This window comes from Terriglobus sp. (assembly GCF_965201105.1).
Classification (GTDB): Bacteria; Acidobacteriota; Terriglobia; order Terriglobales; family Acidobacteriaceae; genus Terriglobus.
This window is the reverse complement of record NZ_OZ241741.1, coordinates 2,633,970-2,657,742: the sequence shown is the minus strand read 5'-3', so window position 1 is coordinate 2,657,742 and position 23,773 is coordinate 2,633,970. Positions and strand designations below refer to the sequence as shown.

Here is a 23,773-nt window from a genome sequence, read left to right as displayed (position 1 = left end):
GGGGCCGTTTTATTTGGCTAATGGCTGACCTGCGGCTGTTTGCCCGGTGCGTAGAAGGCCAGGCCGTCGGGGTAGTTGCCGGCGGGCATGTGCGCCGTGACCGTGAAGGTATTCAGGTCGATGGCGATCAACTCGTTCGATGCGGCGCAGGAGGCCCAGGCGCGGCCGCCGCGTGGATCCAGAACGATCTCATAGACCTGCCTGGGTACGTCGATGGTGCGGGCCACCTGCATCGTCGCAAGGTCGATGACGGCCATCTTGTCCACCTCGCGCATGGCGACCAGCAGGTACTTGCCATCCATGGTCGGGGCTGTTCCATAGCCGGGCGACGGCATGGGAATGCGCCGGGCTACTTTCATCGATGCGGTGTCGATCACGACCAGCTCCGGCTTTGTCTGGTCAGAGGTGAAGGCGTAGCGACTGTCGCGCGAGACGGAGATGCGCTGCGTGTTGGTCGAGACAGGGACGGTTCCCAGCAGCTTACGGTTCGCGATGTCGAGCACGGACACGGTGCCCGGGCCGACGTTGGCGGTGTACCCGCGCTTGCCGTCCGGGGACAGCGCAAAGGTGTGCGACTGTTCCTGCCCGGTTGGGATGGTGCCCACAATTTTCAGGGTGCGCGGGTCGATGATGGAGACCGTCTTGTCCAACTCCGTGGTGACGAGCAGCATACCGGTGTGCGTGTCCCACACGATCATGTGCGGTCGCACGCCATGGCTGAAGTCGATGCGGCCGGTCTGTTTGGCGCTCGCGATGTCGATCACGTCGATGTGGTCGCCGTTTGTGCCGGGCTTGCCCACGCCCGAGTCGCCGTAGATCGGTACGTATAGCGTCTTGCCGTCGGGGCTGATCACGGCCTCATGGCCGGTCACGCCGTCTTCCACCACAGCGGCAACCTGCTTGTTGGTTGCCGGGTCGAAGATGTGCGCGATGTGATCCTTTTGACTGACCACCACAAGCCGGCTCTGCGCGTGAAGGGAGAAGCATGCGCAAACGAGCAGGCCGGCAAACTGTGCAGTGAAACGCGTGCGGCGGGACATGGTTCCTGAATCTACCATTGCGCCTGCACGGAAGTCTTGCGCAAGCGAAACGGGGCTGCTCCCTCCGAAGCAGCCCCGTGACATGGAGGAGGGGATTAGTAGACCTGGCCGTCGTGCTTCTGGCGGTAAATGCGGCGGGAGTCCCTGTTCTGCTGCCCGTGCAGAACGCGGCGGTTGCGGCGGGTGAGGTATCCACCATTAGCCGCGCGCATGTTGCGCTCCTCGTGGTTCAAGGCATGCTCCCGACGCTCCAGATGGTGAGCCTCATGGGGTGTGAGCTCGCCGCTGGCGACGCCCTGATGAATGCGCTGCTGCTGGTCGTACTTGCGGGTCTGAATCTGCCCGTTCGATTCGGGATACTGCGCAAAGGCGGCAGTGGAAACCAGAAGGACGGCGGCTGCGGCGAAGGTTGCAATCTTCATACGAGTTCCTCTTTCGTGCGGCTTTTGCCGCTTACATTTGGTCTAGACCCATGACCGGGCACGAGGTTGCGCGCGAAGTCGTTGCCATCTGGGAGGCGGCGATATTTGGGTTCCCACTTCCGAATGGGCAGGTCTGCTGCGGAAGCAGCACCATGCGCGGCTACAAGGGGTGTACCTTGCCGGGGCTTTGCCTAGGTCACGTACGGCGAGTCGTAATCGCTAACGATGATGACCTGCGCCGGGGGTGTGGACGTCACCTGGGTGTCGAGCAGGACCAGCGTGCGCGCGCTGCCGGCTGGGAAAGCCGTGGCTGCGCTGGTATACAGCGCAACCGTTGCGGGCGTGGTCGCGGTGGCCGCGACAGGCACGGTGCCGGCGGGCAGGATCACGATCTGGTACGTGTTTGTCGGCACGGTGACCCCGGTGCGGATGTCATTCAGGTTCACAGCCGTGGCCACCGGTTTGGTGGTGAGCAAGGAGCCACCCTGCGGGATGAAGTAAATGTCCACCGCGCCGATCAGCGTCGCCTGGTCCAGGATGCGGATCAGCGACTGTGTGCCTGGCGCGGGCTGGCTTTGATCGGTCAGCAGCTGCGCCTGCGTGCCGCCGGAGGTGGTGCCGATGAGCAGCGTGTACTCGGTCGGTGCAGCCAGCGATCCACGTACCGAGCTAATCGCTGTTTTTGTGCCTGCCTGGTTCGCGCTGATTGTGTAGGTGCCCGGCAGCACGGGGGTATAGTTCACCACGCTGCCGAACCCGATGTTGTACGCCAGAACGCTGGAACCCACCTGCACGTCCAGGCCGCCGGCGGTTGTGGAGGCGTCGATGACCCGCAACTGCGCATACTGCGTCTGCGTGGAGCCGTTCACCTGGCCGCACCCCGCCAGCGCGAGGGTGAGCGGGCAAAGCAAGCACGCCGATAAGAGAAGGCGCATGCCGCCGGACAGCTTGGCGAGTGGACTGGGCAGTGTCATCAGGGTGTGGCGTGCGCGGCTGTTCCTGTTGGCAGAAGCAACAGCGCTGCATTCACTCTAACGGATAGGCCGGAGCGGGTGTTCACAAAAAGGCCGCCCCGGCATGCCGCTTTTGTGGCATCCCCACTTTGGCTTTGATGGCTCGGCCGTTACTTCTTGGTTGCGACGGCCGTGGCTTGACGCCTGGCGACCACGGAGTCCTTGATCTTGTCGTAGGTTGCCTGTGGCAGAATGCCGCGCTGGGTCAACTGGTTCTTCATGGTGTATGGGCGGCCGTCGATAATGCGCTTCGCGAAGGCGTCGCCGATTCCGGGCAAGGCCTTTAACTGGTCGGGCGTTGCCGTGTTCAGGTCGATCGGCTGACCTGTTGCCGCGGATGCGGCGGTGACCGATTTGGTGCTGGGTGCGGCAGGCGAAAGCGCCTTTGTCTGCGCGGGCAGCAAGGCAGCTCCGCTGAACGAAACCAATAAACCTGCGACGGCGAGAACACGGCGAATGGACACGAGAAAGACCTCCAAGAGCAACGCGAACCACGCTAGCGTGCCGCGCTGGCGCGTGCAAGCAATTTCTGAAGAGAGCGCGGCCGCGTTGACAACCCGCAGACCCGCCGTTAGCTTCTAAGCAGAGCAATGAACCGCCACCATCATCACGGCCATTCCCACCACGCGCACAGTGCGCGAGCGGCCGCGGTGTGGGTTTCGGCGTAACGAAGCTCACAGGTTGTAACGAACCGGCCCGCTGATGCGCACAACGCACGCGGGCTTTGTTGTGTTTGGACGAGAACGGCAAGGCAGGGAAGGAAAGCATGCAGACAGTAGCGTTGGAACCCATGACGGAACCGGCAACGATCGACTTCAACAAGGCGGGCGGCCTGGTTGCCGGCATTGTGCAGGACGCCACCACGGGCGAGGTGCTGATGCTCGGCTTTCTTAATGAGGAAAGCTATGCAAGGACGCGGGATACCGGCTTTGTCACGTTCTGGTCGCGGTCGCGCAACAAGCTTTGGATGAAGGGCGAAACCAGCGGCAACCGGCTGCGCATCGTCTCCGCGGCGACGGATTGCGATTCGGACGCCCTGCTCTTCCGGGTGGAGGTCGAAGGTGACGGCCTGGTCTGCCATGAAGGCACGGTCAGTTGTTTTACCAAGCCGATTGCGATGGCGAACGGAGAGGGACGGTCATGGCAAAGCTGAAGCTCGGTATTCCCAAAGGCAGCTTGCAGGACGCCACAATCGCCCTGTTCGCGCGGGCAGGATGGCAGATCCTGGCGAACGGCCGCTCATACTTCCCGGCCATCAACGACGAGGAGATTGAGTGCATGCTGGTCCGCGCGCAGGAGATGGCGCGCTACGTGGAGCATGGCGCGCTGGACGCAGGCCTGACCGGCAACGACTGGGTGCTTGAAAACCTGGCCGACGTGGAGCGTGTGACCTCGCTGACCTACTCCAAGCAGTCGCGGCAGAGCGTGAAGTGGGTGCTTGCCGTGCCGGAAGATTCGCCTTACCAACGGCCCGAAGACCTGGAAGGCAAGATCATCGCGACGGAGCTGGTGGAGTACACCAAACGCTACTTCGCGGGGAAGCAGATCAACGTGAGGGTGGAGTTCAGCTGGGGTGCAACGGAGGTGAAGCCGCCGATGCTCGCTGATGCGATCGTTGAGGTGACCGAGACTGGATCTTCGCTGCGTGCGAATCGTTTGCGCATCATCGAGACGCTGATGGAAAGCGAGACCCAGTTAATCGCTAACAAAGCGGCCTATGCCGATGCGTGGAAGCGCGAAAAGATCGGCAACCTGGCCATGATGCTGAACGGGGCAATCAATGCGATGAGCCAGGTTGGCCTGATGCTGAACGTGCCCAGGGCGAGCCTGGAGCAGGTGCTGGCGATCCTTCCCGCCCTCTCGTCACCCACGGTGTCGCAGCTGAAAGATGAGCAGTGGGTCGCGGTCAACACGATCCTGGACGAAACCGTGGTCCGCGATGTGATCCCCAAGCTCAAGGCTGCTGGCGGCAGCGGCATTGTGGAGTATCCGTTGAGCAAGGTCGTGCTTTAAGCGAGAGTGGATGGCGGGGGTCGTGAGTGGCAGCAGGTGCTGTGAGCGAGCCATCCAACTTCGAGCGGGCAAGGTCCATCCGTACTTGTGAAGTTACGAACGGCGCGCTTTGACGCAAGGAAATTGTTATGGGAATGCAGGGAATGCTCTTTTTTGTGTTGCCGATCGGAGTTCTGGCATTGATCTTTGTCCCCGTCATCCTGCGGGCGGTCCGGAAACAGAAGGCCGAACGTCAGGGAAAGGTGATGATCGGCACCGTCCGTTCCATTACCCAAACCGGCATCTATGAGAATTACCAGCCGCAACTGCGCGTGGTGCTGGACGTGCAGGACGCGAATGGCGCGAGCGGTCAGGCCACGCTGAAGCAGGTGTTTCCGGTTGGCTCGGTACCCAGCGTAGGCCAGCAGCTTGCCGTCGTGATTAACCCCAAGGATGCGGGTGAGGCTTTTCTGGCGAACCAAAGCGCGTTGAGCCGCCCGGACGACCGCACGGCACAGCTCATTCGTACGGCTGCGGCTGTTCCCGCGAACATGCGCCAAGACAAGCCGCAGGTGGGTGACATTACCGCGATCACGCCCGTTGCCGACGGTAACGAAAGCTACCAGATCAGCGTGGTTCGTGTTGGCCAGCCGCCCTCGCCTGTGTTCTGCACGCAGAGCTTTCCGGAGGGCCGTCCCTACGCGGTGGGCGACCGCGTGTACCTGGTCACGGACGGCGAGGACCCGCCGCGTACCGGCTACATCATGCCGCTCAGTTACAGCGGCGGACAGAAGCTGCCGAACTCCGGCAACCGCACCGATGGTGTGGTTCTGGCTGATGCCTTGCTCTTCGGCGGCGCCAAGGGCATGGGCACGATCCTGAGTGCGACGCAGCTGCCGATTTCACCCCAGTACGCGAGTCACGGTGTGTCGAAGTGGGAACTGGAGATGCAGGTGTTGCCCGCAGATGGCAGCCCCGCATACGAGGGCAAGGTAGGCATCGGCGTAAGCACACCGGAAAAGGCGGCGGCCATCTCGCAGGTGGGCGCGACGATACCCGTGCGCTATGACCCGTACGACCGGCTCACCTATGTCATCGACAGCATCGCGCTTGGATGGGGTGACCCGTCGCTGGCGCGCAAGCAGCTGGCGCAGTGGGCGGCGGAAGCCGCGAGCACACCCGGAACGCAGGCATGACCGCAGCCATGACAAGCTGGGAAGGAAGCGAAATTTTATGAAGATTGTAAGAACGACCGGCCGCAATGCGAATACCGCCGAAGCTCTGCTGAAGCAGCTGGAGCGATGTGGCGCGGTCAAGACGGCGGAGGTAGAACCGATCGTTCGCAAGATTATGCAGGCCGTTCGCAAGGACGGCGACCGTGGGCTGCGAAAGCTCGCGGAGAAGTTCGACGGTCTGCAGCCGAAACAGGCGCTGCGCGTTTCGCCGGACGAGATGCGCGCAGCCTGGGACGCGACAACGCTCGAGCTGCAGGATGCGATGCGGACTGCGGCGGAAAACATTCGCCGCTTCGCCGAGCAACAGAAGCCGGACGAGTGGTTCACCGAGAACACGCCTGGCGTGACCGTGGGGCAGATTGTGCGGCCGCTGGAGTCGGTGGGCTGCTATGTGCCGGGTGGGCGGTTTCCGTTGCCCAGCACACTGCTGATGACAACGATTCCGGCGCAGGTTGCGGGTGTCACACGCATCGTTGTGGTGAGCCCCAAACCGGCGCGAGAGACGCTTGCGGCTGCGCACCTGGCGGGCGTTACGGAGATGTACCGCCTCGGAGGAGCGCAGGCCGTTGCCGCGCTGGCCTACGGCACGGAGTCGATCCGGCCAGTGGATAAGATCGTCGGCCCCGGCAATCTGTATGTGACCGCGGCAAAGGTGATTGCGTCCACCGAGTGTGGCATCGACATGCCAGCGGGTCCGACGGAGATCGTTGTAACCAGCGAGAAGGGAAGCGCGGAGGGCATCGCTGCAGACCTGGTCGCGCAAGCCGAGCATGATCCCGAGACGCTCGCCGTGTTGGTTACGGCAAACGAGAAGCTGGCGAAACAAGTGGCCGGTCTTGCAAAGTCGCAGGCGAAGCACAACGCGCTCGCGAAGGTTTCGCTCAATGCGCGCGGTACCGTCTTTCTGTGTGGGTCGGTTGAAGAAACGCACGCCATCACGAATCGCCTGGCGCCCGAGCACCTGACCGTGGATGCGCCGAGCGATCTGCTTTGGGTGCGCAACGCGGGCTCTGTGTTTGTCGGCAACTTTGCACCGCAAAGCATGGGCGACTACATCAGCGGACCGAACCACGTGCTGCCCACGGGCCGCGTGGGCCGCGTGCGTGGCGGCCTGGCCGTTACCGATTTTCTGAAGGTGATCACGGTGCAGGACTATACCGCCGCGGGCCTGCAGACGCTTGGGCCGAAGGCGATTGCTCTGGCCATGGCGGAGGGCCTGACCGCGCATGCTGGGAGTGTTCGGGTACGCATGAAAGGCGGCAAGCGATGAGCGCGCTTCTGGACGAAACAAGATCACCGGTGACGACGATCCAGCCGCGGCGCGCCATTCGGGCCATGCCGGAGTACCACCCACCGCTGGCCGGTCGTACTGCGCTGCGACTCGACTTCAACGAGAACACGCATGCGCCATCGCCGCGTGTTCGCGAAGCGCTCGGCAAGCTCACGCTGGAGTCGTTCACCATTTATCCAGAGCGTGCGCCGGTGGAAGCTGTCGTTGCAGCACAGCTCGGCTTGAAGCCGGAACAGGTGCTGCTGACGAACGCGGTCGATGAAGCGATCCATATTGTTTGCTTCACCTTTCTTGAGGAAGGCGACGAAACGCTTTTTGCCGTGCCCAGCTTCTTCATGTACGACGTGAATGCGACCGCCATGGGCTCCGTCGTGAAGCGCGTGCAGATGGATGAAACGCTCGAGTTTCCCTTTGAGCGCGTACTCGCCGGCATCACGCCCAAGACGAAGCTGATCATTCTTTGTTCCCCCAACAATCCGACGGGAACGGTTATCTCGCGCGAGCAGGTTCACGCCATCGCGCACGCCGCGCCGCACGCCGTCGTGATGGTCGACGAAGCGTACTTCCACTTCTTCGGCGAGACCGTGATGCATGACCTCTGTGATGTCGCGCCTGCAGATGTGCCGCGCAACATGATCGTCGCGCGCACTTTCTCAAAGGCCTATGGGCTCGCCAACCTGCGCGTCGGTCTGCTTGCCGGACCGGCGGAGCTGATGCAGCACATGCGAAAGGCTTGCTCGCCGTACAACGTGAACGGTGTCGCGCTGCGTGCGGTGGAGGCGTGTGTCGGCGATACCGAGTACATCGATTGGTACGTCGAGCAGATTCGCAACGGCCGGGCGCGCATCGAGAAGGCGCTGGACCACATGCGCGTTCCACGATGGCCGAGCCATGCGAACTTTGTTCTGATGCACATCGGTCCGAAGCACAAGGAGTTCGTGGCGGCAGCGCGAGCGCGAGGCGTTCTGCTGCGCGACCGCTCCAGCGACCCCGGCCTTGCAGGCTGCGTGCGCATTACCGTCGGCGTTGAGGACCAGGTCGACACCGCCATCGCCGTCTTACGCGATTCGCTTGCCGCTATCGGCTGGATGCCGGTTGAGGTCGACGCGCCTGAAACAACACCGAAAGAGGAACGTGAGTATGAGTGAGCACGAAAACGCGCTGGAAGGTGACGCACGCTTCGACCCGGCGCGCCAGGAAGAGATCACGACCAACGCGGGCGACCTGCACATCTCGCCGCACGCAGTTGTGAGCGGCGAATCTGCACTGGGCATGGGCGGATCGCTGTTGCCGCAGGAAAGCGATGCAGGTTTCTCCACTGCGGCGGCAAAGAGCGCCGCCTCCGGTCGAAATGACAAGGAAGGGGTGGAACGTACGGCCACGATCGATCGCAACACCACGGAGACAAAAATCAAGCTCACCCTCAACCTCGACGGGCAGGGCACTTACAACGTCCGCACCGGCATACGCTTCTTCGATCACATGCTGGAGTTGTTCACGCGTCATGGCGGCTTCGACATGGACCTGCATTGCGATGGCGACTTGGACGTCGATCAGCACCACACCGTGGAAGATGTGGGCATCGCGCTCGGCGAAGCGGTGGACAAGGCGCTTGGCGATAAGAAAGGAATCCTTCGCGCCGGCTACTTCGTGATGGCGATGGATGAGACGCTGGCGGTCGCCGCCATCGACTTGTCGGGGCGTACCGGGTACGTCGTCGATGACCAGGTCAACGTGCCGCTGGTCGGCGATTTCCAAACCGAACTCGTCACCGACTTCTTCGACGGCTTCGCCCGCGGCGGCCGGTGCAACGTTCATGTGAAGACCATGTACGGCCGCAGCAACCACCACAAAATTGAAGCGATCTTCAAGGCATTTGCGCGAGCGTTGCGCGGTGCGGTCAGCCGCGACGAACGCATGAAAGATTTGCTGCCGAGTACGAAAGGGCTGCTGTGACGTGGAAGGTTAAATCACGTCGCGCTTTGTTCTTACTTGGTTTCGTTAGCTTGGTGCTATCCCTTGCAGACCTGCTATGGGTGTACGTCAGGCCGATGCATGCGAGGGATTACATGGGCCAGTTCTATGAGGGCGTTCCTTACACAATGTTCGGAGTAGCGACGTCGGGCACAGCTGTTCCGCTGCTTTTGTTCGGATGGCGCTGGCAGCGAACCGGCTCGATTGCAGCCTGTCTACTCTGTGCGTTTTGGTTTCTGATAGCGGGAGCGTCGTTATGATCCAGGTCATCGACTACAAAGCGGGCAATCTCACCAGCGTCGTCAAGGCGCTGAATTATCTTGGCGCGCAGACGCATGTAACGCAGTCGCCGGACGATGTGTGCGACGCGACCAAGATTGTCCTTCCTGGCGTGGGTCACTTCCGCGCAACGCAACTGCTGCACGATCTACAGCTCACTGAGGCCACCCGCGACGCCATCGCGCGCGGCGTTCCATTCCTCGGCATTTGTGTTGGTTTGCAGTGGTTGTACGAGGGCTCGACCGAGGCCGACTCTACCGACGGGTTATGCCATTACGGTGGCCGGTGTGAGCGCTTTCCAGCTACGTTTGAAGGTGCGGATCTAAAGTCGCCGCACGTCGGTTGGAACTCTCTGGAGAACATCCATCCCAACAGCAAACTGCTCCAGAACATCGCGCCCGGCAGCTATGTGTACTACACGCATTCGTGGCGCGCGCCCGTGGACGCCGACACCGCCGCGACCACCTTCTACGGCGGCGCGTTCACCGCAGCGGTGGAGCGCGACAACGTGATGGGCGTGCAGTTTCATCCAGAAAAGTCCGGCGACACCGGTCTTCAAATCCTGCGCAATTTTGTGGAGATGTAAGTGGATACGCCGATACACGAGTACACAGCGACCAAGCGCGACTTTGCGGATGCGCAGCGAGTGCACCGCAAGAACAGGCCGTGGGCGGCGGTGAATTACTGGTTCTGGTACGCCGCCGTGCCGGTCGGGTGCGTGCTTTACGTGTTGACTGTTGCGGTGCGCTGGCATTTGCATTCGCGAACGGTGGGCGGCGGCGAGATCGTTGGAGCGGGCTTTGCACTTTACGTGGCCGCATTGCTTGCTTTTGCGCGGTGGTGGCAGCGCCGAAAACTTTGGAACCAGGCGCAGCCGAAGAAATACCGCGGTAAGCCGGTGACGGTGCAGTTCGATGAATCGATAATCATCGGTGCCCGGCCAGGCGAGAGTGAAGGCCGGTTCTACTGGACCGCGATCGAGGATTTTGCCGAGGACGATCGAATGGCGCTGGTGTACGTGCGGCCAAAGCTGTTTCTGTTTATTCCGAAGCGAGCTATGAGTGAACCGGAGTGGGCGCGGCTACGTGCGCTTGCACTTCCACGCAAGGCGAAGCGCTAATGCATTATGAATCAGCCTATGTATACGACGAGGCGATGCACCGCGTGCTGGAGCGACAAGTGTTTCGCGATCACCCTGCGCGCCTCTGGAGACGGCGCGTCATCCAATGGGGCTTCCCGCTCCTGACGGTTTGCTTTGGTGCGTCCGCCGCGCTGCTCCAGGCGGGGGGCGACCGGAGCAATGCGGAGCTGCTTTGGATCGGTTGCGCCATCTTCGGCGTTTACGCCCTATTGCTGCCTTGCATTCGCGGAATCCGACGTCGACGCGCCGTGCGGCGGCGCCGGCCGGGAGCGCTGCAGCATGTGGAGCAGACGGTCACGCTGTCAGATAGGGGTGTGACGTCGGATCTAAAGGAGTTCGGCTCCAGCGCGTTGGCGTGGATCAGCTTTTGCCGTGCGACCTGTAGCGAAAAGCTGCTGCTGATCTACATGAGCCGCGTCGACTACATCGCGTTTCCGCGGGGCGCCCGTTCCGATGCCGAGTGGGCCGTGCTCTGCGATGAGGTAAAGGCAAAAATGGGAGAGCGCAAGTGCTGACGAAACGCGTCATCGCCTGCCTGGACGTGCGTGGTGGGCGTGTTGTAAAGGGCATTCAGTTCGTCGACATCGTCGACGCAGGCGACCCCGCCGAGCTTGCGCATCGGCACGCAGCCGCGGGCGCGGACGAGATCGTTCTGCTCGACATCACTGCCACGCACGAGGGGCGCGGCACGCTGATCGATACGGTCAAGCGCACGGCCGCGCAGCTGTTTATTCCGTTCACCGTCGGCGGCGGCATCCGCAGCGCCGGGGACGCGGCGGCGGTCTTCGACGCGGGCGCTGACAAAGTCAGCATCAACTCCAGCGCGATTGCGCGGCCCGAGCTGATTGGCGAGATCGGTAACTCCTTCGGGGCACAGGCAGTGATCGTGGCCATTGACGCGCGCCGCAGCACCCACGCAGCCGACCCGGTCGCGGACGCCGAGGTGTACGTCTCCGGCGGCCGCAAGCCCACCGGACGCCGTGTGGTGGATTGGGCGCGTGAGGCGGAACAGCGCGGTGCCGGCGAAATCCTGCTGACCAGCATGGATGCCGACGGCACCCGCGCCGGCTTCGATGACGAGCTCACCGCGCGTGTCTCCGAAGCGGTACAGATCCCCGTGATTGCTTCCGGGGGCGCCGGCAATGCACAGCACTTTGCTGACGTGTTCGGCCGCGGCAAAGCCGATGCCGCGCTCGCCGCCAGCATCTTTCACTTCGGCATCACCGATTCGTGGGCGCTCAAACGCGAGTTGCAAGCCGCCGGCGTCCCCGTCCGCCTGTAACGCGGGTCAGCGTGCCGCAAACTGCGCGGTCAGGCGTCGCCGCATCCAGGTCTTGAACGCATCGATCGGCGTGGATAGAAGCACACAGAACATCACGATCGCGGTCACCGCGAGGAGAGTGGCCCAGCCAGTCCGCAACGGCTGGCCGTTGGCGGGCACAATCAAGCAGAGCAGGGGATAGTGGAACAGGTACAGCGCGAAGGTGCCCTCGGCCATGCGCCGCACCGGCCGCGCCCAGCGTGCCTGTTTTGACAGGCGCACATGGTCGGAAACACACAGCCCCAGCAACATCGCCGTCCACGACACCAAGCCTGAGGCGTACGCCAGCATGGTCGCGCGCGCGGGAGGCTGGTGGATCCACAGCAGCGGATTTCGCAGATGCGCGAAACGAATCCACAGGGCCGCGCCACCCAGCGGCGCAAGCAGCAGCACCAGCGCAATCAGGCACGCGACCGCGGCCCAGACTTCCCACAACCGATCCCGCCGGAGCCACTGCCAAAGGTCGTAGAGCCAGCATCCTGACCACCACAATGGCGCCAGAAACAACACCTGTGGTCCCAGCAGAGCCGCGTAGAGCGCCGCCGCAGCCCAGCGCCAGGGACCGCGGCACAACGCAAGCAGCCCAAAGAACACGTAGTACGGCACCTCGTAGCCGAGCGACCAAAGTGGCAGATTCGGTGCCAGCAGCACCGCATGGTCCCAGAACTGCGAGAAGAAAAGCAGGTGTGCCGCGACATGACCAGCAAGGAAAGCCGCGCCCTCGGCAGGGAAGAGGCCTGCGGCGTACTGTGGAGCGCGCCACGCCACGACGCCTCGGCACACCAGCGTCAGCACGATTGCGGGCAGCAGCACCGAGTACATGCGCGACGCGCGGCTGATGAAGTAGCGTCGCGGGTCGCGCTCGCGGTCCTCGGTCACGTAGCGAATCATGAAGCCCGAAAGTACGAAGAAGCCGGGCACCGCAATGTCGGCCCAACCCAGCAGCGGTGGCCACCCGGATGAAAACCACGGCAGCGTGGCGTGTCCGATTACGACCAGCAGCGCCAGGCTGAACCGGATCACATCCAGCAGCAGCGACGCGCTCTCCGGCAGCCGCTGCCTTCTGCTGTCTGGCTTTTCGGCCGCCGCAGTCTGGTGTATGGCGTACAGCGCCGCCGGCTGCGTCACCAGGCCGCCTTTGCTTCTGTGGGCGCCGGCTCTGTACTCCGATACACGCAGACGATCAGCGCCAGCAGAATGGACATCCGCGCCACGCACCAGCTCAGCGAAAACCGGATCTGGAGATCGACCATCGGCTGCACGTACCAGCAGTAGCAAATTAGGAAAATCGCCGCCATGGCTGCCGGCCGACGCCAGTGCCGCAACGCATAGCAGAGCGGAAACAGGAAGACCACTTCGTCGTAGGGATGGTGCTTGTACAACACGAAGCTCAACGTCGCGGTGAGCGCGGCAAGCCAGCCCGTGCGATCTGTCTCGGCGGCCTCGCCATTCGCCTGCGGCCTCCGCATCGCAAGCAGCAGCACGGCCAGCGTTATCGCCACGGCAACCAGCAGGCTGGCCAGGGTGAGCCGCGGCGTGGCCACCGGGCCGCCACCCAGCAGGAACTCAAACAGGTCCATGAACGTCTGCCCGGGGTCGCCTGTTGGCTGGTAGCCCACACGTGTCACGGCAAGCGGCTCCGTGAACAATGCCAGCAGATGGCGCGCGTCGTGCATGCCTGTGATCCAGGACCAGACCAGCACGGTAGACGCTATTGCAGGCAGCAGCGACCAAAGCAGCACATAGAGACCGCGCCGCAGTCCATCGCGCAGCAGCAGGTAAAGCGCCAACGCCGGCGCAAAGCTGTACTTGAAGAATGAGACGCCCGCCAGCGCCGCACGCCGCGCATTTGTGGGGCCGGCGTGGAGGAGCGCCAAACTCCATAGCAGCAGCACCAACAGGCCCTGCTGCCCGTTGCTAATCGTGACCCGCGTGGGTACCGCGGCCAGCGTCGCAGCCGTTATGCCGAGCATGCTGCGCCATGACCGGAAGCCGTAGAAGCGTGCCGCCAACAGCGCACTCACGACCGCGAACAGTGCGTTGCACAGTGCCCACGCAAGGTTTGCCCCATGCGCGGACATAAACCCGAACGGCACCAGCAGCACATACAGAATCGGCAGATAGTTGGGCACTTGGGTGGCGAGTAATCCATGCGCGGGATCCCCCAGCAGGTAGTCTCGCCATGGATCCACGTGCTGCAGCAGGAGGCGCTCGCCCGACCATTGAAAATCCTGCGAGCGGGGCACCGCGTGCAACACGCCGGCAACGCAGGACACCAACCCGGCGAGCACCGCGCACCACAGCAGCGCGTCCCGCCACACGGGGGCACGCTGCTCCCGCTGTGTACGCTCATCACGGCGGGACGAAGCGTCGTGCTGGGCCGTGATCATGACGCGATTCTACCGAATCGATGCAGGCCATCGGCGATCTTGGTACCGCGTTTGCACATCGGCGGCGCACCTGCAATCGGTGGCGCAACGCCGTAACCGCAAGCGTGTTGCCCGGGCAGGATGAGCAGGCCATGACGCGGCGCGCTCGCCAGGTAAGCACCGGACACAAGGGCAAACGCGTTGCGACTCACACCTGCGGCGGTCCGCCGTGGGCCGTTCGCGCTATAACGGATGCGTGCCGCACACCCATTCGCGAGACGCAGCTTCCATCGACGGTGCCCGTCCCGCAACGATGCCGGGCCGCGATGCCGTGTTCGCACGCGTGGCGTCCCGCGTCGCGTCGAGTTCGATCCTGATTGTCGCGGCTATTTTCTTCGCGCTGCGCTTCCTGCACCTGCGCGCCGACTTCCCAAATTTCTCCCCTTGGTCCGACTGGGCCAAGTACACCGACGAGGGCTGGTACGGCGACGCCGCGATCCGCCATTACCTGCGCGGCACCTGGCAGCTGCCGGGTGACTTCAACCCCGCCGCGGCGCTGCCCGTGTGGCCGCTGCTGGAAGCGGTCCTCTTCCGCTTTACCGGCGTGGGTATTGTCGCCGCCCGGACCCTTACCGTCGTGGTCTTTGGCGGCATTCTGCTGGGCAGCTTTGCCCTGCTGCGTGGCGCCGGACGAGCGCGCGGCGACACAGTGCGGAGCGCCCGCGAGCAGCCGCTGCCCTCCGTCGCGCTCTGCGCCGCAACTGCCGTTCTGCTGATGGCTGTCAGCCCCTACTTCTATGTCTTCAGCCGCATGGCCGTGCTGGAGCCGCTGCTGGTTCTGCTCATGCTGGACGCGCTGCTGCTCGCCCGCCGTGTGGCCATGCAGCCGCGGCGTTGGCAAAGGACCTCGCTTCAGGTCGCCATCGGCGTCACCGTTGCGCTCATGATCGGCACCAAAACTACCGCTATCGCGCTGGTGCCGGCCATCGCGTACATGCTCGCCAGCGCCTGCGGTTGGCACCCTCGCAGTGTCGCCCGCGCCTTCGCCGTGGCAGGCGGCACCACGGCGCTTCTTTGGGGCGTGTATTACCTTACTTTGGTCCGGCCGCGTTACTTGGAGGATTTTCACTACCTCTTTTCTGCCAACCGCTACACCGGCATCACCGCCGGAAACGCGCGCGACACCATCAGCAGTGCCTTTCACGACGTCACGTGGATGGGCACCGGCATTGCCGTGTTGCTGGCCGCGATGCTGCTGTTCGCGATCGTTCGCCGCCGCGTTTGGCGCGACCCGGTCGTGCCCACGCTGGCGCTGTGGATCGCCGGCTATTTCGCATTTTTGATTTACCACGCTAACCTGCAGCCGCGGTATTACCTGGTCGTTGCCGTACCGATCACACTGCTTGTGCTGCGGCTGGTAAACCACGCCGTGGCATGGCGCTGGCAAACCGGGCTGGTGCTCGCGCCGGCTCTGCTGGTGCTGGCCGCGATGGACGCGCGCCAGACCCTTCACTACATCCGTCACCCTGAGTACACCTTTCAGAATGCGGCACAACAGATTGAGCAGGTGGTCGAGTCCGCCCCCACGCACAGCCACACCGTGCTTTCCATCTCCGGCAGCGACCTGACCCTGATGACCGGTCTGCCGAGCATCTGTGATGACTTCGGCACCATGGAGCTTGAGGACCGGATCGCCGCCTACAAACCCGGTTGGTTTGTCGCCTGGAACTACGTGGAAGACGACAAGATGGACGCGCTGGCGAAGTTCTATCGCCTGACCCGCGTTCGCGAGATCCCCGCCATGGACGACCCTGACCGCAACCTGCTGATCGTTTACCGCCTGGACCCGAAGGAGAGCGCGAAACCGCGCAGGGGCCGCCATAAACGCGGCTGACGTAAATCTTTATCCGAGCACCCGGTTTAGCGGCTTGATAGCACAGACTTATTTCAGAAAATTGGCGATGCGCCGCTCTGGTTCGGGCTGTCCTGGCGTCCCCGCCGATTCGCCCACGTGCATAGGTTGACGCACCGCCTGACGGACGTTATTCTGAGGACTCGCGCAGACCCGTGTCTGCTGCCCTGTGCTGTGTCGCGCTTGGGGTGGTGGCATGGGCGGTGTGGTTGAAATGCGGGATTACCGGGGCGGGCCAGAGTTGGGCCGCCGGGATACGGTCCTTCAGGGCAGCTTTGCGGCGTACGCTGCGGCTCGCACGGTGGACAGACGGAAATCGCACAGGTCTCCATCCAAGAGGCATGGCCGGCAACGGTTGTGTGACGCGCACGGATTCTGAGCAGTAGCAGGAAGTGGAGTAGAGCGATGTCGACGTTTGTGCCGAGTTCTAAGAACCTGAATCGCAAGTGGTTTGTGGTCGATGCCACGGGCCAGACCCTGGGGCGGCTGGCCAGCAACGCCGCGCGCGTGCTCACGGGCAAGAACAACCCGCAGTACACCCCGTACATTGACACTGGCGACCACGTCGTCATCGTCAATGCCGAGAAGATCAATCTGACCGGCCTGAAGTCGCAGCAGAAGGTGTACCGCCGCTACACCGGGTTCCCGGGCGGCCTGCGCGAGGAAGAGTTCACCAAGCTGCTGGCGCGCAAGCCGGAAGCGATTCTGGAAGAGGCGATCAAGGGCATGCTGCCCAAGAGCCGCCTGGGCCGCCAGATGGCGACCAAGCTAAAGGTGTACAAGGGCGATAAGCACCCGCACGACGCGCAGCAGCCGCAGGCGCTCGCGTTTGACGCCGTGTAGTCAGGATTTGCGCTGCGAAGCGGCGCGCACCAGAGGCGTGGGTTCAGCCGACGTCTCACAGGCTCAAGAATCGGGGCTTTCGCCCCGGAGGAAAAGAATGGCAGATCAGGTTCAGTACTACGGAACGGGCCGTCGCAAGTCGGCAATCGCGCGCGTGTTTCTGCGCCCCGGCAGCGGCAATTTCACCGTCAACACCAAGGAACTCAACGTTTATTTTGTCACGGAGCAGCAGCGCGCCGCCGCCCGCAAGACCCTGGAGACGGCTGGCGTCACCGGTGAGTTCGACGTAATCACGACCGTGCGCGGCGGCGGCGTCACTGCCCAGTCCGACGCGGTCAAGATGGGCATTGCCCGCGCCCTGCTCGAGTTCAACCCGGAGCTGCGCAAGACCCTGAAAGCCGACGGCCTGCTGACCCGCGACGCCCGCATCAAGGAGCGTAAGAAGTACGGTCAGAAGGGCGCCCGTAAGCGCTTCCAGTTCTCCAAGCGCTAGTCGCCTGCTGTGTCTCTCCGCTCAGGATGCTCATCCATTTACACGGGTGTCATCCTGAGCGAAACGAAGGATCCGCTTCTGTGCGGCACGAGCGCTCAGAAGCGATCGAAACCATTGCGGTGGGCTCGACGGCATGACAGCCGCTGCACAGTATCAAACTCTAGGGGTTCAATCTCCCAGACGAACGGGACTAATCCTGACCTGATCCGTCAGGATGCCGCACAAAAGGAGCCGCAATGGCATCGATCACAATGAAGGAGTTGCTGGAAGCCGGCGTTCACTTCGGCCACCAGACCAAGCGTTGGAACCCGAAGATGAAGGAGTACATCTTCGGCGAGCGCAACGGCATTTACATCATCGACCTGCAGAAGACGCTGAAGATGTTCAAGGAAGCGTCGAAGTTTGTCACGGACCTGACCTCCACCGGCAAGACCATACTGTTTGTCGGCACCAAGCGTCAGGCGCAGGACGCAGTCGCCGAAGAGGCCAATCGCGCGGGTATGCCGTACATCAACTCCCGCTGGCTCGGCGGCTTGCTGACCAATTGGGTCACCTGCCAGAAGTCGGTCAAGCGCTTGGCCGAGCTCGATGAGATGGCTGTGGACGGTCGCTTTGACCTGATGACAAAGAAGGAAGTGATCAAGCTTGAGCGCGAGCGCAAGCACCTGAACACGAACCTGGCCGGCATCAAGAACATGCGTCGCCTGCCGGACGCGATCTTTGTCGTTGACTCGAACAACGAAGCCATCGCCGTTTCCGAGGCCCGGAAGCTCGGCATCCCGGTCGTCGCCGTGGTCGATACGAATTGCGATCCGACCGTGGTCGATTACGTGATTCCCGGCAACGACGACGCGCTTCGCGCCATTCGCCTGTTCACCACCAAAATCGCCGATTCGGCGTTCGAGGGTGTTCAGATGATCGGCGACAAGTCGATCGCGAACGAATATGCCGATGTGACCCCGATACAAACCGAGTCACACTTCGTCGGTTTGGAAGACGAAGAGGGCGGCGAGGTCCAGGAGTCGAACCCGTTTGCGACCACGCAGCAGGAGCAGGCCGAGGAAGAGACGGTCGATCTCGAGGCGGCGCTCGGCGGCGGCATCAAGCCAATCGTGCCCTCGACCGGCACGGTGGCTGAGTCCGAGGTCGAGCCCGAAGCTGCCACGGCGGAAGCAACCGCCTAGTCAGGCAGCAGACGTTTACACCAGCGTGGCCGCCTCTGCTTTGGCGACCACGCTTTTGTGTGTAGTAGGAATAGTAATGAACTCTAGAAATTGTGCCGTAGCGGCTGAGGATTTTGCCGCTGCCCAGTTTGCCCGTCTAGGATTCGACGTGTCAGTGCAGTATGGCGCCAATCAACCTGAGTACGATCTGATCGTCGCGCGTGGAGATCTCCTTCTTAAAGGGACTGTCAAAGGAAGCCAAGATGGAAGTTGGGGACTAACACAAAGCTTTCTGAGGAAAGGAAAGCGGATTATCACGGCGCGATTGATACGTGGTTTTCGCGACACGGCTCTAAGACAGTGTTCTGTTTTGTGCAGTTCGCTGACGCTCCGGACGATGTAGTGCCGAGGATATATCTCGCCACACCTTTAGAAGTTGCGGCGAGACTACGGCAGACATCCGGAGGAAGAGGCGATTCCATTTTGTACGTGCGTCACCAGTGGACAAGCCGCTCGAAAACAGCTCCGGGGCAATTGGAAGAGATACCGGCAGCGTGGAAAATTTCAGAGGCGAGGATCGAGAGCCTCTTAGTGATTAACGGAAAGGTGTAAAGACATGGCAACAGCAGAAGCAACCAAGATCGACGCAAAGCTCGTAAAGGAGCTGCGTGAAAAGAGTGGCGCGCCCATGGGCGACTGCCTCAAAGCACTGCAAGAAACCAAGGGCAACATGGAGGAAGCCTTCGTTGTCCTCCGCAAGCGCGGCATGGCGTCCGCTGCCAAGAAGGCGTCGCGCTCCACGAATGAAGGCGCGGTTGGCACCTACATTCACGCCGGCGGCAAGATCGGCGTCCTGCTCGAGCTGAACTGCGAATCCGACTTTGTCGCCCGCACCGAGGACTTCCAGGAGCTTCTGCGCGACATCTCGATGCACATCGCCGCCGCCGATCCGCGCTACGTCAGCCGCGAGGAAGTCACGCAGGCCGACATCGACAAGGAAAAGGAAGTCTACCGCGCCCAGGCGGCCGCCAGCGGCAAGCCCGCTAACATCATCGAGAAGATGCTGGAAGGCAAGATGGGCAAGTACTTCGAAGAGGTGTGCCTGCTCGACCAGCCGTTCATCAAGGAACAGTCGCAGACAGTGGCCCAGGTCATTGCAACCAAGGTCGGCAAGCTCGGCGAGAACATCTCTGTTCGCCGTTTCGCCCGGTTCAAGATCGGTGACCCGAACGCCACCGTCGCCCAGATCAAAACCCCCGAAGCTCCGGCCGAGGAGGCCCAGGCATAAGCCTCGTCCTCTAACGACCAATCCAAGAGCCCGGGCTACAGCCCGGGCTCTTTCTTTTGCTCCGGACGCGATGAGCGCCGACGGACCAACCCAACCCGGTACGCACGCGCAAATGCGTGCGGCCAGAAAGGAACACGAGCAATGCAATACATCGACAACATTCCCGTTTGGGGCACGCACGAGGACAACACGCTGGAGCAGGCAAAGGTCTGCGCCCGCAGTGCGGATCGCTTCGCGCTGATGGCCGATGGCCATCTTGGCTATGGCGTACCCATCGGCGGGGTGATCGCGGCGCAGGATCGCATTTCGCCGACGGCGGTCGGCTTCGACATCGCCTGTGGGAACAAGGCGGTGCGTCTCGATATGCCCGGCACGGAACTGCGCGCCAACATCCACCGCATCATGGACGACATCTGGAATACGTTGTCGTTTGGCGTTGGCCGCAAGAACAATGAGGAGAATGCGCACCCGCTTTTCGAGCGCGACGGTCACGCCGGCTGGAACACGGAAGCAGCGGCTCCGCTGAAGCGCAAGGCCGAAGCGCAGCTTGGAACCATCGGTAGCGGCAACCACTACGTCGACCTCTTCACCGACGAGCAGGATCGCGTGTGGGTTGGTGTTCACTTCGGTTCGCGCGGTCTGGGTCATGGCATTGCCACATGGTTCCTGAAGGCCGCTGAGGCGAAGGACTGTATGATGGTCGATCCGGTCTGGCTCGATGTTTCCAGCGACCTTGGCGCGCAGTACATCACCGCCATGCAACTGGGCGGCGCATACGCGTACGCCGGGCGCGACTGGGTCTGTGACCGTGTCGCGCGTCTGCTCGGCGCACCCGTGGTTGAGCAGGTGCACAACCACCACAACTTCGCCTGGCAGGAAGAGCACGACGGCAAGCTGCTCTGGGTCTGCCGCAAGGGTGCCACGCCGGCCTTTCCCGGGCAGCGTGGGTTTGTCGGCGGCACCATGGGTGAGGTGTCGGTCATCCTGGAGGGCGTTAAGCCCGAAACTGTGGACGATGTCACACGCGAAGCACAGCGCGCGGCCATGTTCTCCACCGTACACGGCGCAGGCCGGGTCATGGCCCGCAAGCAGGCGGCGGGTGTCTTTGATCGCAAGACCGGTGTGTGCAAACGCGAGGGCCTGGTGAAGCCGCAGATGATGCAAAGTTGGTTGCGCGAGGCGAACGTGGTGCTGCGCGGCGGCGGTTTGGACGAGTCGCCGCACTGCTACAAGCGATTGCCCGAGGTAATCGCGGAGCAGGGCAGCACCGTTCGCGTGCTGCACACGTTCACGCCGGTCGGTGTTGCGATGGCCGGCGCGAATGAATTCGATCCGTCCAAGAATTGATGGTGCCGCGCGGATCAGTATCGCCGCAGGTGTACAGACAGAAAAGCCCCGGTGTAACCCCGGGGCTTTTCTGTGCGTGTCTTCGTCACGGCCTGCAGGTTTGCGACGCGTTTTGCGGATGCAGTTCCAGCAGGGTGCCGGGCGACAAGGTTGCCTTGAACTGCGTCAGGGAGCGCATCAGGTCTGCTCCGTTCGCATCCGGCGTCCCGTACAGCATCACGCGTGGCGTAGCAGGTCCGTAATACGCCTCTTCCGCGCACAGCTTTGCGACAGGCTGCCAATCCTTTGGCAACGCCTTGAACCACTCCGGGTAAATGGCGACCAAGCCGATGTGGTGCTCTGCCACAACGGAGTCAAGCCATGCAGGCGTCCGTTCCGATGACGGTGTGTGAAAGACCTCCGGCGAACCCAACGCGCCCAGGTCCAACACATACTGCTGCGCAGTTCGCTGGTACGACACCAGGCCCAGATCGTTTACGGCAACCGGCCCAGGGTAGAACTCGGTCGTCAGCCGCGCCAACTGCCCCTGCTCCCGCAAAACAGATTGTGCCGCATTCGGTGTCCCCGTAAACGCCTGAAGGTAGTGCAGCACGATGGCCCCGGTAGCCACGCACAGCAGGCCCAGCGCCGGCTGCGTCGTGCGCCTGCCGCCCGCCACAGTGGAGCCGTCCCGCTCTGCGCCCCAGCCTCCCAAACTGCAGGCCAGCAACACCGGCAAAACAAAGCTGACGCAATACATCTCATACCGGTAGAACCACGCGAACGGCCCAAACAGCAGTTGAATCACCGCCACCCCGCTCACCGCCAGCAGCACCGGCATGAACCGCCGGCTACGCCACACATACAGCAGTGTCGCTATGGAGACCGCCACCAGCATCACGACCGTGTAATGTTCGGAGTCGTTTTTCGCCGCCTGCAGTGCGCCGCTCACGACTGACGCCAGGTGCCGCAAACCGCTGCCTTCGCCCGAAATCATCACGCGTTTCACCAGCACGGACATGGGTAGAATTGGAAGCCCCAGGTGGTGCAGGAACACGCTGAACAGCAGGACCGGAAGGCACGATGCCACCAGCACAACAGCAGCTATCCTCCAACGTCGAAGCGATGCCAGTGCGAATACGACGGCGAACGTGACGAGCAGGCCCTCATACCGCACCATTGGCAGCAGAATCGCCGCGCCGACCGACCACCGCGGCAAGGAAGTTTCCTCCGCTGCCGCGATCAGCAGGAAAGCGCAACCGATGCACAGCAGCGTTTCCAGCAACTGCTCCAGACCCAAAAAGGTCAGCCCCAGCAGGTTTGTCGCGAATACCAGCAGGACGCCAAGCAGGTGCGCCAGCCATCGCTGTCGCCGCTCCATCGGCTCTCCGTGTACATAGCGATCCACCAGTGCGCCCAGGCACCACGCGGCAACGCATCCGAAGACCAGATTCAGGATCAGTGGTAGAAACACCATCAGCCGCGTTCCCGCAAACGGGACGAACAGAAAAGGCCACAGCACGCTGGAAGATGGACTCGCCGGCTCGCCCGCATTCAGACCGTACAGGCCATGGCGAATGCGCTCGGATAAGGCCAGGTGAATGTAAGGATCGTCCAGCGTATAGGTGAAATGTCCGTGCGTCACCCGCAGAATGCGCGCCAGCAGATACAGTGCACCCAACACATAGGTGATCAGGGCGCTTACGCTTACCGTCGCCCACACGGAGCGGGAGCCTGGCGCAGTGCGCGGGATCGAAGCCATCATCGCGAGTAGGTCAAGCTTACTGCATGCGGCGCCCCACCCATCGCAGTCAGATCAGCTCTGCAGCGAAACCCTCCAGGATGCTGGAAAGCTGAACAGGCGCTTCATAGGGCACCAGGTGCGCGCAATCGGGCAGCAAGTACATGCGCCCGCCGCTCGCCTCCACCAGCGGCAGCGTTTCGCGCTTCTGCAACTCCGGATCGATCGCCGCATCCTTCTCGCCCACGATCAGCACCGTCTTCACACGGAATTCCGTCACGCGCCCGGACCAGTTCTCACGCGTGCCTTGATCCGCCCAGGCGTGGAACGCATCATCGCTCGAGCGCAGCACATCTGCTACGGCAATCTCAAGCAGTTCATCGGAAGGCGCGTGGGCAAAGCCTGCCCGCGTGAACTTCTCGGCGCGCTCACGCGACGTGTTGGCCACGCGCATTTCCGCACGCGCGGCATCGCTTATCGGTTCGCCGCTCAAAGGCGATGGTGCCACCAGGGCCACGCCAGCCAGGTTCGCCGGCGGCTCCGCAGCCACGACCATTGCCGCTTTTCCGCTCATGGAATGAGCGGCCAGAATGACCTGCGCGGGCGCCAGGTACTGCACCAATTCGCAGATGCGCGCGGCCATTTCAGAGACGCTGTATCCCACCAGCGCCGCAGCTTCACCAAAGCCGGCCATGTCTGCCGCGATCAACCGGTGCCGCTCCTCTAAAAGCGAGATCACACCGTCCCACTCGCGATGCGAACCACCAAAGAAGTGGAGCAGCAGAAATACAGGCGACCCCTTCTGCGGCGAGTCTGCTGTCTGCAATCCATACTCACGAAACGGCAGCATGCAACAGTGATGCCGTGCGGCCGCGGGCGACCGCTTGCAACGGCGGCTGTGTTCGCACCGCCAAAGATTTCAGACCAGGG

At 62.6% G+C, this 23,773-nt stretch carries 24 protein-coding genes; 16 read left to right on the top strand and 8 right to left on the bottom strand.

All coding sequences use genetic code 11. The features are described from left to right. Window positions 1-17 precede the first annotated feature (17 nt). The 4 genes from ACOFKT_RS11570 to ACOFKT_RS11555 form a co-directional block, all read right to left on the bottom strand. On the bottom strand, window positions 18-1,040 hold the full coding sequence (locus ACOFKT_RS11570; RefSeq protein ID WP_419804150.1) for a cytochrome D1 domain-containing protein: 1,023 nt from the start codon (window positions 1,038-1,040) through the stop codon (window positions 18-20). A 95-nt stretch (window positions 1,041-1,135) separates the two neighbouring features. Continuing rightward, window positions 1,136-1,462, bottom strand: a complete 327-nt coding sequence (locus tag ACOFKT_RS11565; RefSeq protein WP_419804149.1) for a hypothetical protein — start codon at window positions 1,460-1,462, stop codon at window positions 1,136-1,138. Between the two features lie 191 nt (window positions 1,463-1,653). Further along, entirely contained in the window at window positions 1,654-2,436 is a 783-nt protein-coding gene (locus ACOFKT_RS11560) for a DUF4397 domain-containing protein (RefSeq protein WP_419804148.1), read from the bottom strand. 149 nt (window positions 2,437-2,585) lie between these two features. Further along, the gene (locus ACOFKT_RS11555) at window positions 2,586-2,939 is read right to left on the bottom strand and encodes a ComEA family DNA-binding protein (RefSeq protein WP_419804147.1); all 354 of its coding nucleotides are present in this window, start codon (window positions 2,937-2,939) and stop codon (window positions 2,586-2,588) included. A 302-nt stretch (window positions 2,940-3,241) separates the two neighbouring features. On the opposite strand from ACOFKT_RS11555, the gene hisI reads away from it, so the two are divergent. From hisI to hisF, 10 genes are all read left to right on the top strand, one after another. Beyond that, window positions 3,242-3,628 carry a phosphoribosyl-AMP cyclohydrolase gene (gene hisI, locus ACOFKT_RS11550; RefSeq protein WP_419804146.1) on the top strand — a complete coding sequence of 129 codons (387 nt, stop codon included), beginning with the start codon at window positions 3,242-3,244 and terminating at the stop codon, window positions 3,626-3,628. After that, window positions 3,616-4,488, top strand: a complete 873-nt coding sequence (gene hisG, locus ACOFKT_RS11545) for an ATP phosphoribosyltransferase (RefSeq protein WP_419804145.1) — start codon at window positions 3,616-3,618, stop codon at window positions 4,486-4,488. Before hisI ends, hisG begins: the two co-directional genes overlap by 13 nt. A gap of 128 nt (window positions 4,489-4,616) precedes the next feature. Further along, on the top strand, window positions 4,617-5,663 hold the full coding sequence (locus ACOFKT_RS11540; protein WP_419804144.1) for a hypothetical protein: 1,047 nt from the start codon (window positions 4,617-4,619) through the stop codon (window positions 5,661-5,663). Window positions 5,664-5,700: 37 nt separating this feature from the next. Continuing rightward, window positions 5,701-6,972, top strand: coding sequence for a histidinol dehydrogenase (hisD, locus tag ACOFKT_RS11535; RefSeq protein ID WP_419804143.1), 1,272 nt, complete (start codon window positions 5,701-5,703; stop codon window positions 6,970-6,972). After that, window positions 6,969-8,141 (top strand): pyridoxal phosphate-dependent aminotransferase, encoded by a 1,173-nt coding sequence (locus ACOFKT_RS11530; protein ID WP_419804142.1) that lies wholly within the window; start codon window positions 6,969-6,971, stop codon window positions 8,139-8,141. The genes hisD and ACOFKT_RS11530 overlap by 4 nt, the downstream gene beginning before the upstream one ends. Window positions 8,142-8,358: 217 nt before the next feature. Next, window positions 8,359-8,949 carry an imidazoleglycerol-phosphate dehydratase HisB gene (gene hisB, locus ACOFKT_RS11525; protein ID WP_419807155.1) on the top strand — a complete coding sequence of 197 codons (591 nt, stop codon included), beginning with the start codon at window positions 8,359-8,361 and terminating at the stop codon, window positions 8,947-8,949. Between the two features lie 274 nt (window positions 8,950-9,223). Next, entirely contained in the window at window positions 9,224-9,832 is a 609-nt protein-coding gene (hisH, locus tag ACOFKT_RS11520) for an imidazole glycerol phosphate synthase subunit HisH (RefSeq protein WP_419804141.1), read from the top strand. Next, window positions 9,833-10,366 carry a YcxB family protein gene (locus tag ACOFKT_RS11515; RefSeq protein WP_419804140.1) on the top strand — a complete coding sequence of 178 codons (534 nt, stop codon included), beginning with the start codon at window positions 9,833-9,835 and terminating at the stop codon, window positions 10,364-10,366. Beyond that, window positions 10,366-10,902, top strand: a complete 537-nt coding sequence (locus ACOFKT_RS11510; protein ID WP_419804139.1) for a hypothetical protein — start codon at window positions 10,366-10,368, stop codon at window positions 10,900-10,902. The genes ACOFKT_RS11515 and ACOFKT_RS11510 overlap by 1 nt, the downstream gene beginning before the upstream one ends. Further along, window positions 10,896-11,669 (top strand): imidazole glycerol phosphate synthase subunit HisF, encoded by a 774-nt coding sequence (gene hisF, locus ACOFKT_RS11505; RefSeq protein WP_419804138.1) that lies wholly within the window; start codon window positions 10,896-10,898, stop codon window positions 11,667-11,669. The genes ACOFKT_RS11510 and hisF overlap by 7 nt, the downstream gene beginning before the upstream one ends. Window positions 11,670-11,675: 6 nt before the next feature. On the opposite strand, the gene ACOFKT_RS11500 is transcribed toward hisF, so the two are convergent. Beyond that, the gene (locus ACOFKT_RS11500) at window positions 11,676-12,836 is read right to left on the bottom strand and encodes an acyltransferase family protein (RefSeq protein ID WP_419804137.1); all 1,161 of its coding nucleotides are present in this window, start codon (window positions 12,834-12,836) and stop codon (window positions 11,676-11,678) included. After that, window positions 12,833-14,098, bottom strand: a complete 1,266-nt coding sequence (locus ACOFKT_RS11495; protein WP_419804136.1) for a glycosyltransferase 87 family protein — start codon at window positions 14,096-14,098, stop codon at window positions 12,833-12,835. The genes ACOFKT_RS11500 and ACOFKT_RS11495 overlap by 4 nt, the downstream gene beginning before the upstream one ends. 235 nt (window positions 14,099-14,333) lie before the next feature. Here ACOFKT_RS11495 and ACOFKT_RS11490 point away from each other — a divergent pair, with 235 nt between their 5' ends. The 6 genes from ACOFKT_RS11490 (at window position 14,334) to ACOFKT_RS11465 (ending at window position 21,123) form a co-directional block, all read left to right on the top strand. Then, on the top strand, window positions 14,334-15,971 hold the full coding sequence (locus ACOFKT_RS11490; RefSeq protein WP_419804135.1) for a glycosyl transferase: 1,638 nt from the start codon (window positions 14,334-14,336) through the stop codon (window positions 15,969-15,971). A gap of 423 nt (window positions 15,972-16,394) precedes the next feature. Continuing rightward, entirely contained in the window at window positions 16,395-16,832 is a 438-nt protein-coding gene (gene rplM, locus ACOFKT_RS11485; protein ID WP_419804134.1) for a 50S ribosomal protein L13, read from the top strand. Between the two features lie 97 nt (window positions 16,833-16,929). Beyond that, entirely contained in the window at window positions 16,930-17,325 is a 396-nt protein-coding gene (rpsI, locus tag ACOFKT_RS11480) for a 30S ribosomal protein S9 (RefSeq protein WP_419804133.1), read from the top strand. A gap of 236 nt (window positions 17,326-17,561) precedes the next feature. Then, window positions 17,562-18,509, top strand: coding sequence for a 30S ribosomal protein S2 (gene rpsB / locus ACOFKT_RS11475; RefSeq protein WP_419804132.1), 948 nt, complete (start codon window positions 17,562-17,564; stop codon window positions 18,507-18,509). Window positions 18,510-19,104: 595 nt separating this feature from the next. Then, entirely contained in the window at window positions 19,105-19,776 is a 672-nt protein-coding gene (locus tag ACOFKT_RS11470; RefSeq protein ID WP_419804131.1) for a translation elongation factor Ts, read from the top strand. Window positions 19,777-19,917: 141 nt separating this feature from the next. Then, complete coding sequence (locus tag ACOFKT_RS11465; protein WP_419804130.1) at window positions 19,918-21,123, top strand: RtcB family protein; 1,206 nt, start codon at window positions 19,918-19,920, stop codon at window positions 21,121-21,123. Between the two features lie 85 nt (window positions 21,124-21,208). Here ACOFKT_RS11465 and ACOFKT_RS11460 read toward each other — a convergent pair whose 3' ends face one another. Both ACOFKT_RS11460 and ACOFKT_RS11455 read right to left on the bottom strand, forming a co-directional pair. Next, on the bottom strand, window positions 21,209-22,867 hold the full coding sequence (locus ACOFKT_RS11460; protein ID WP_419804129.1) for a hypothetical protein: 1,659 nt from the start codon (window positions 22,865-22,867) through the stop codon (window positions 21,209-21,211). 46 nt (window positions 22,868-22,913) lie between these two features. Continuing rightward, a complete protein-coding gene (locus tag ACOFKT_RS11455; RefSeq protein ID WP_419804128.1) occupies window positions 22,914-23,693 on the bottom strand; it encodes an alpha/beta fold hydrolase in 780 nt (259 codons plus the stop codon). Window positions 23,694-23,773: the final 80 nt, after the last annotated feature.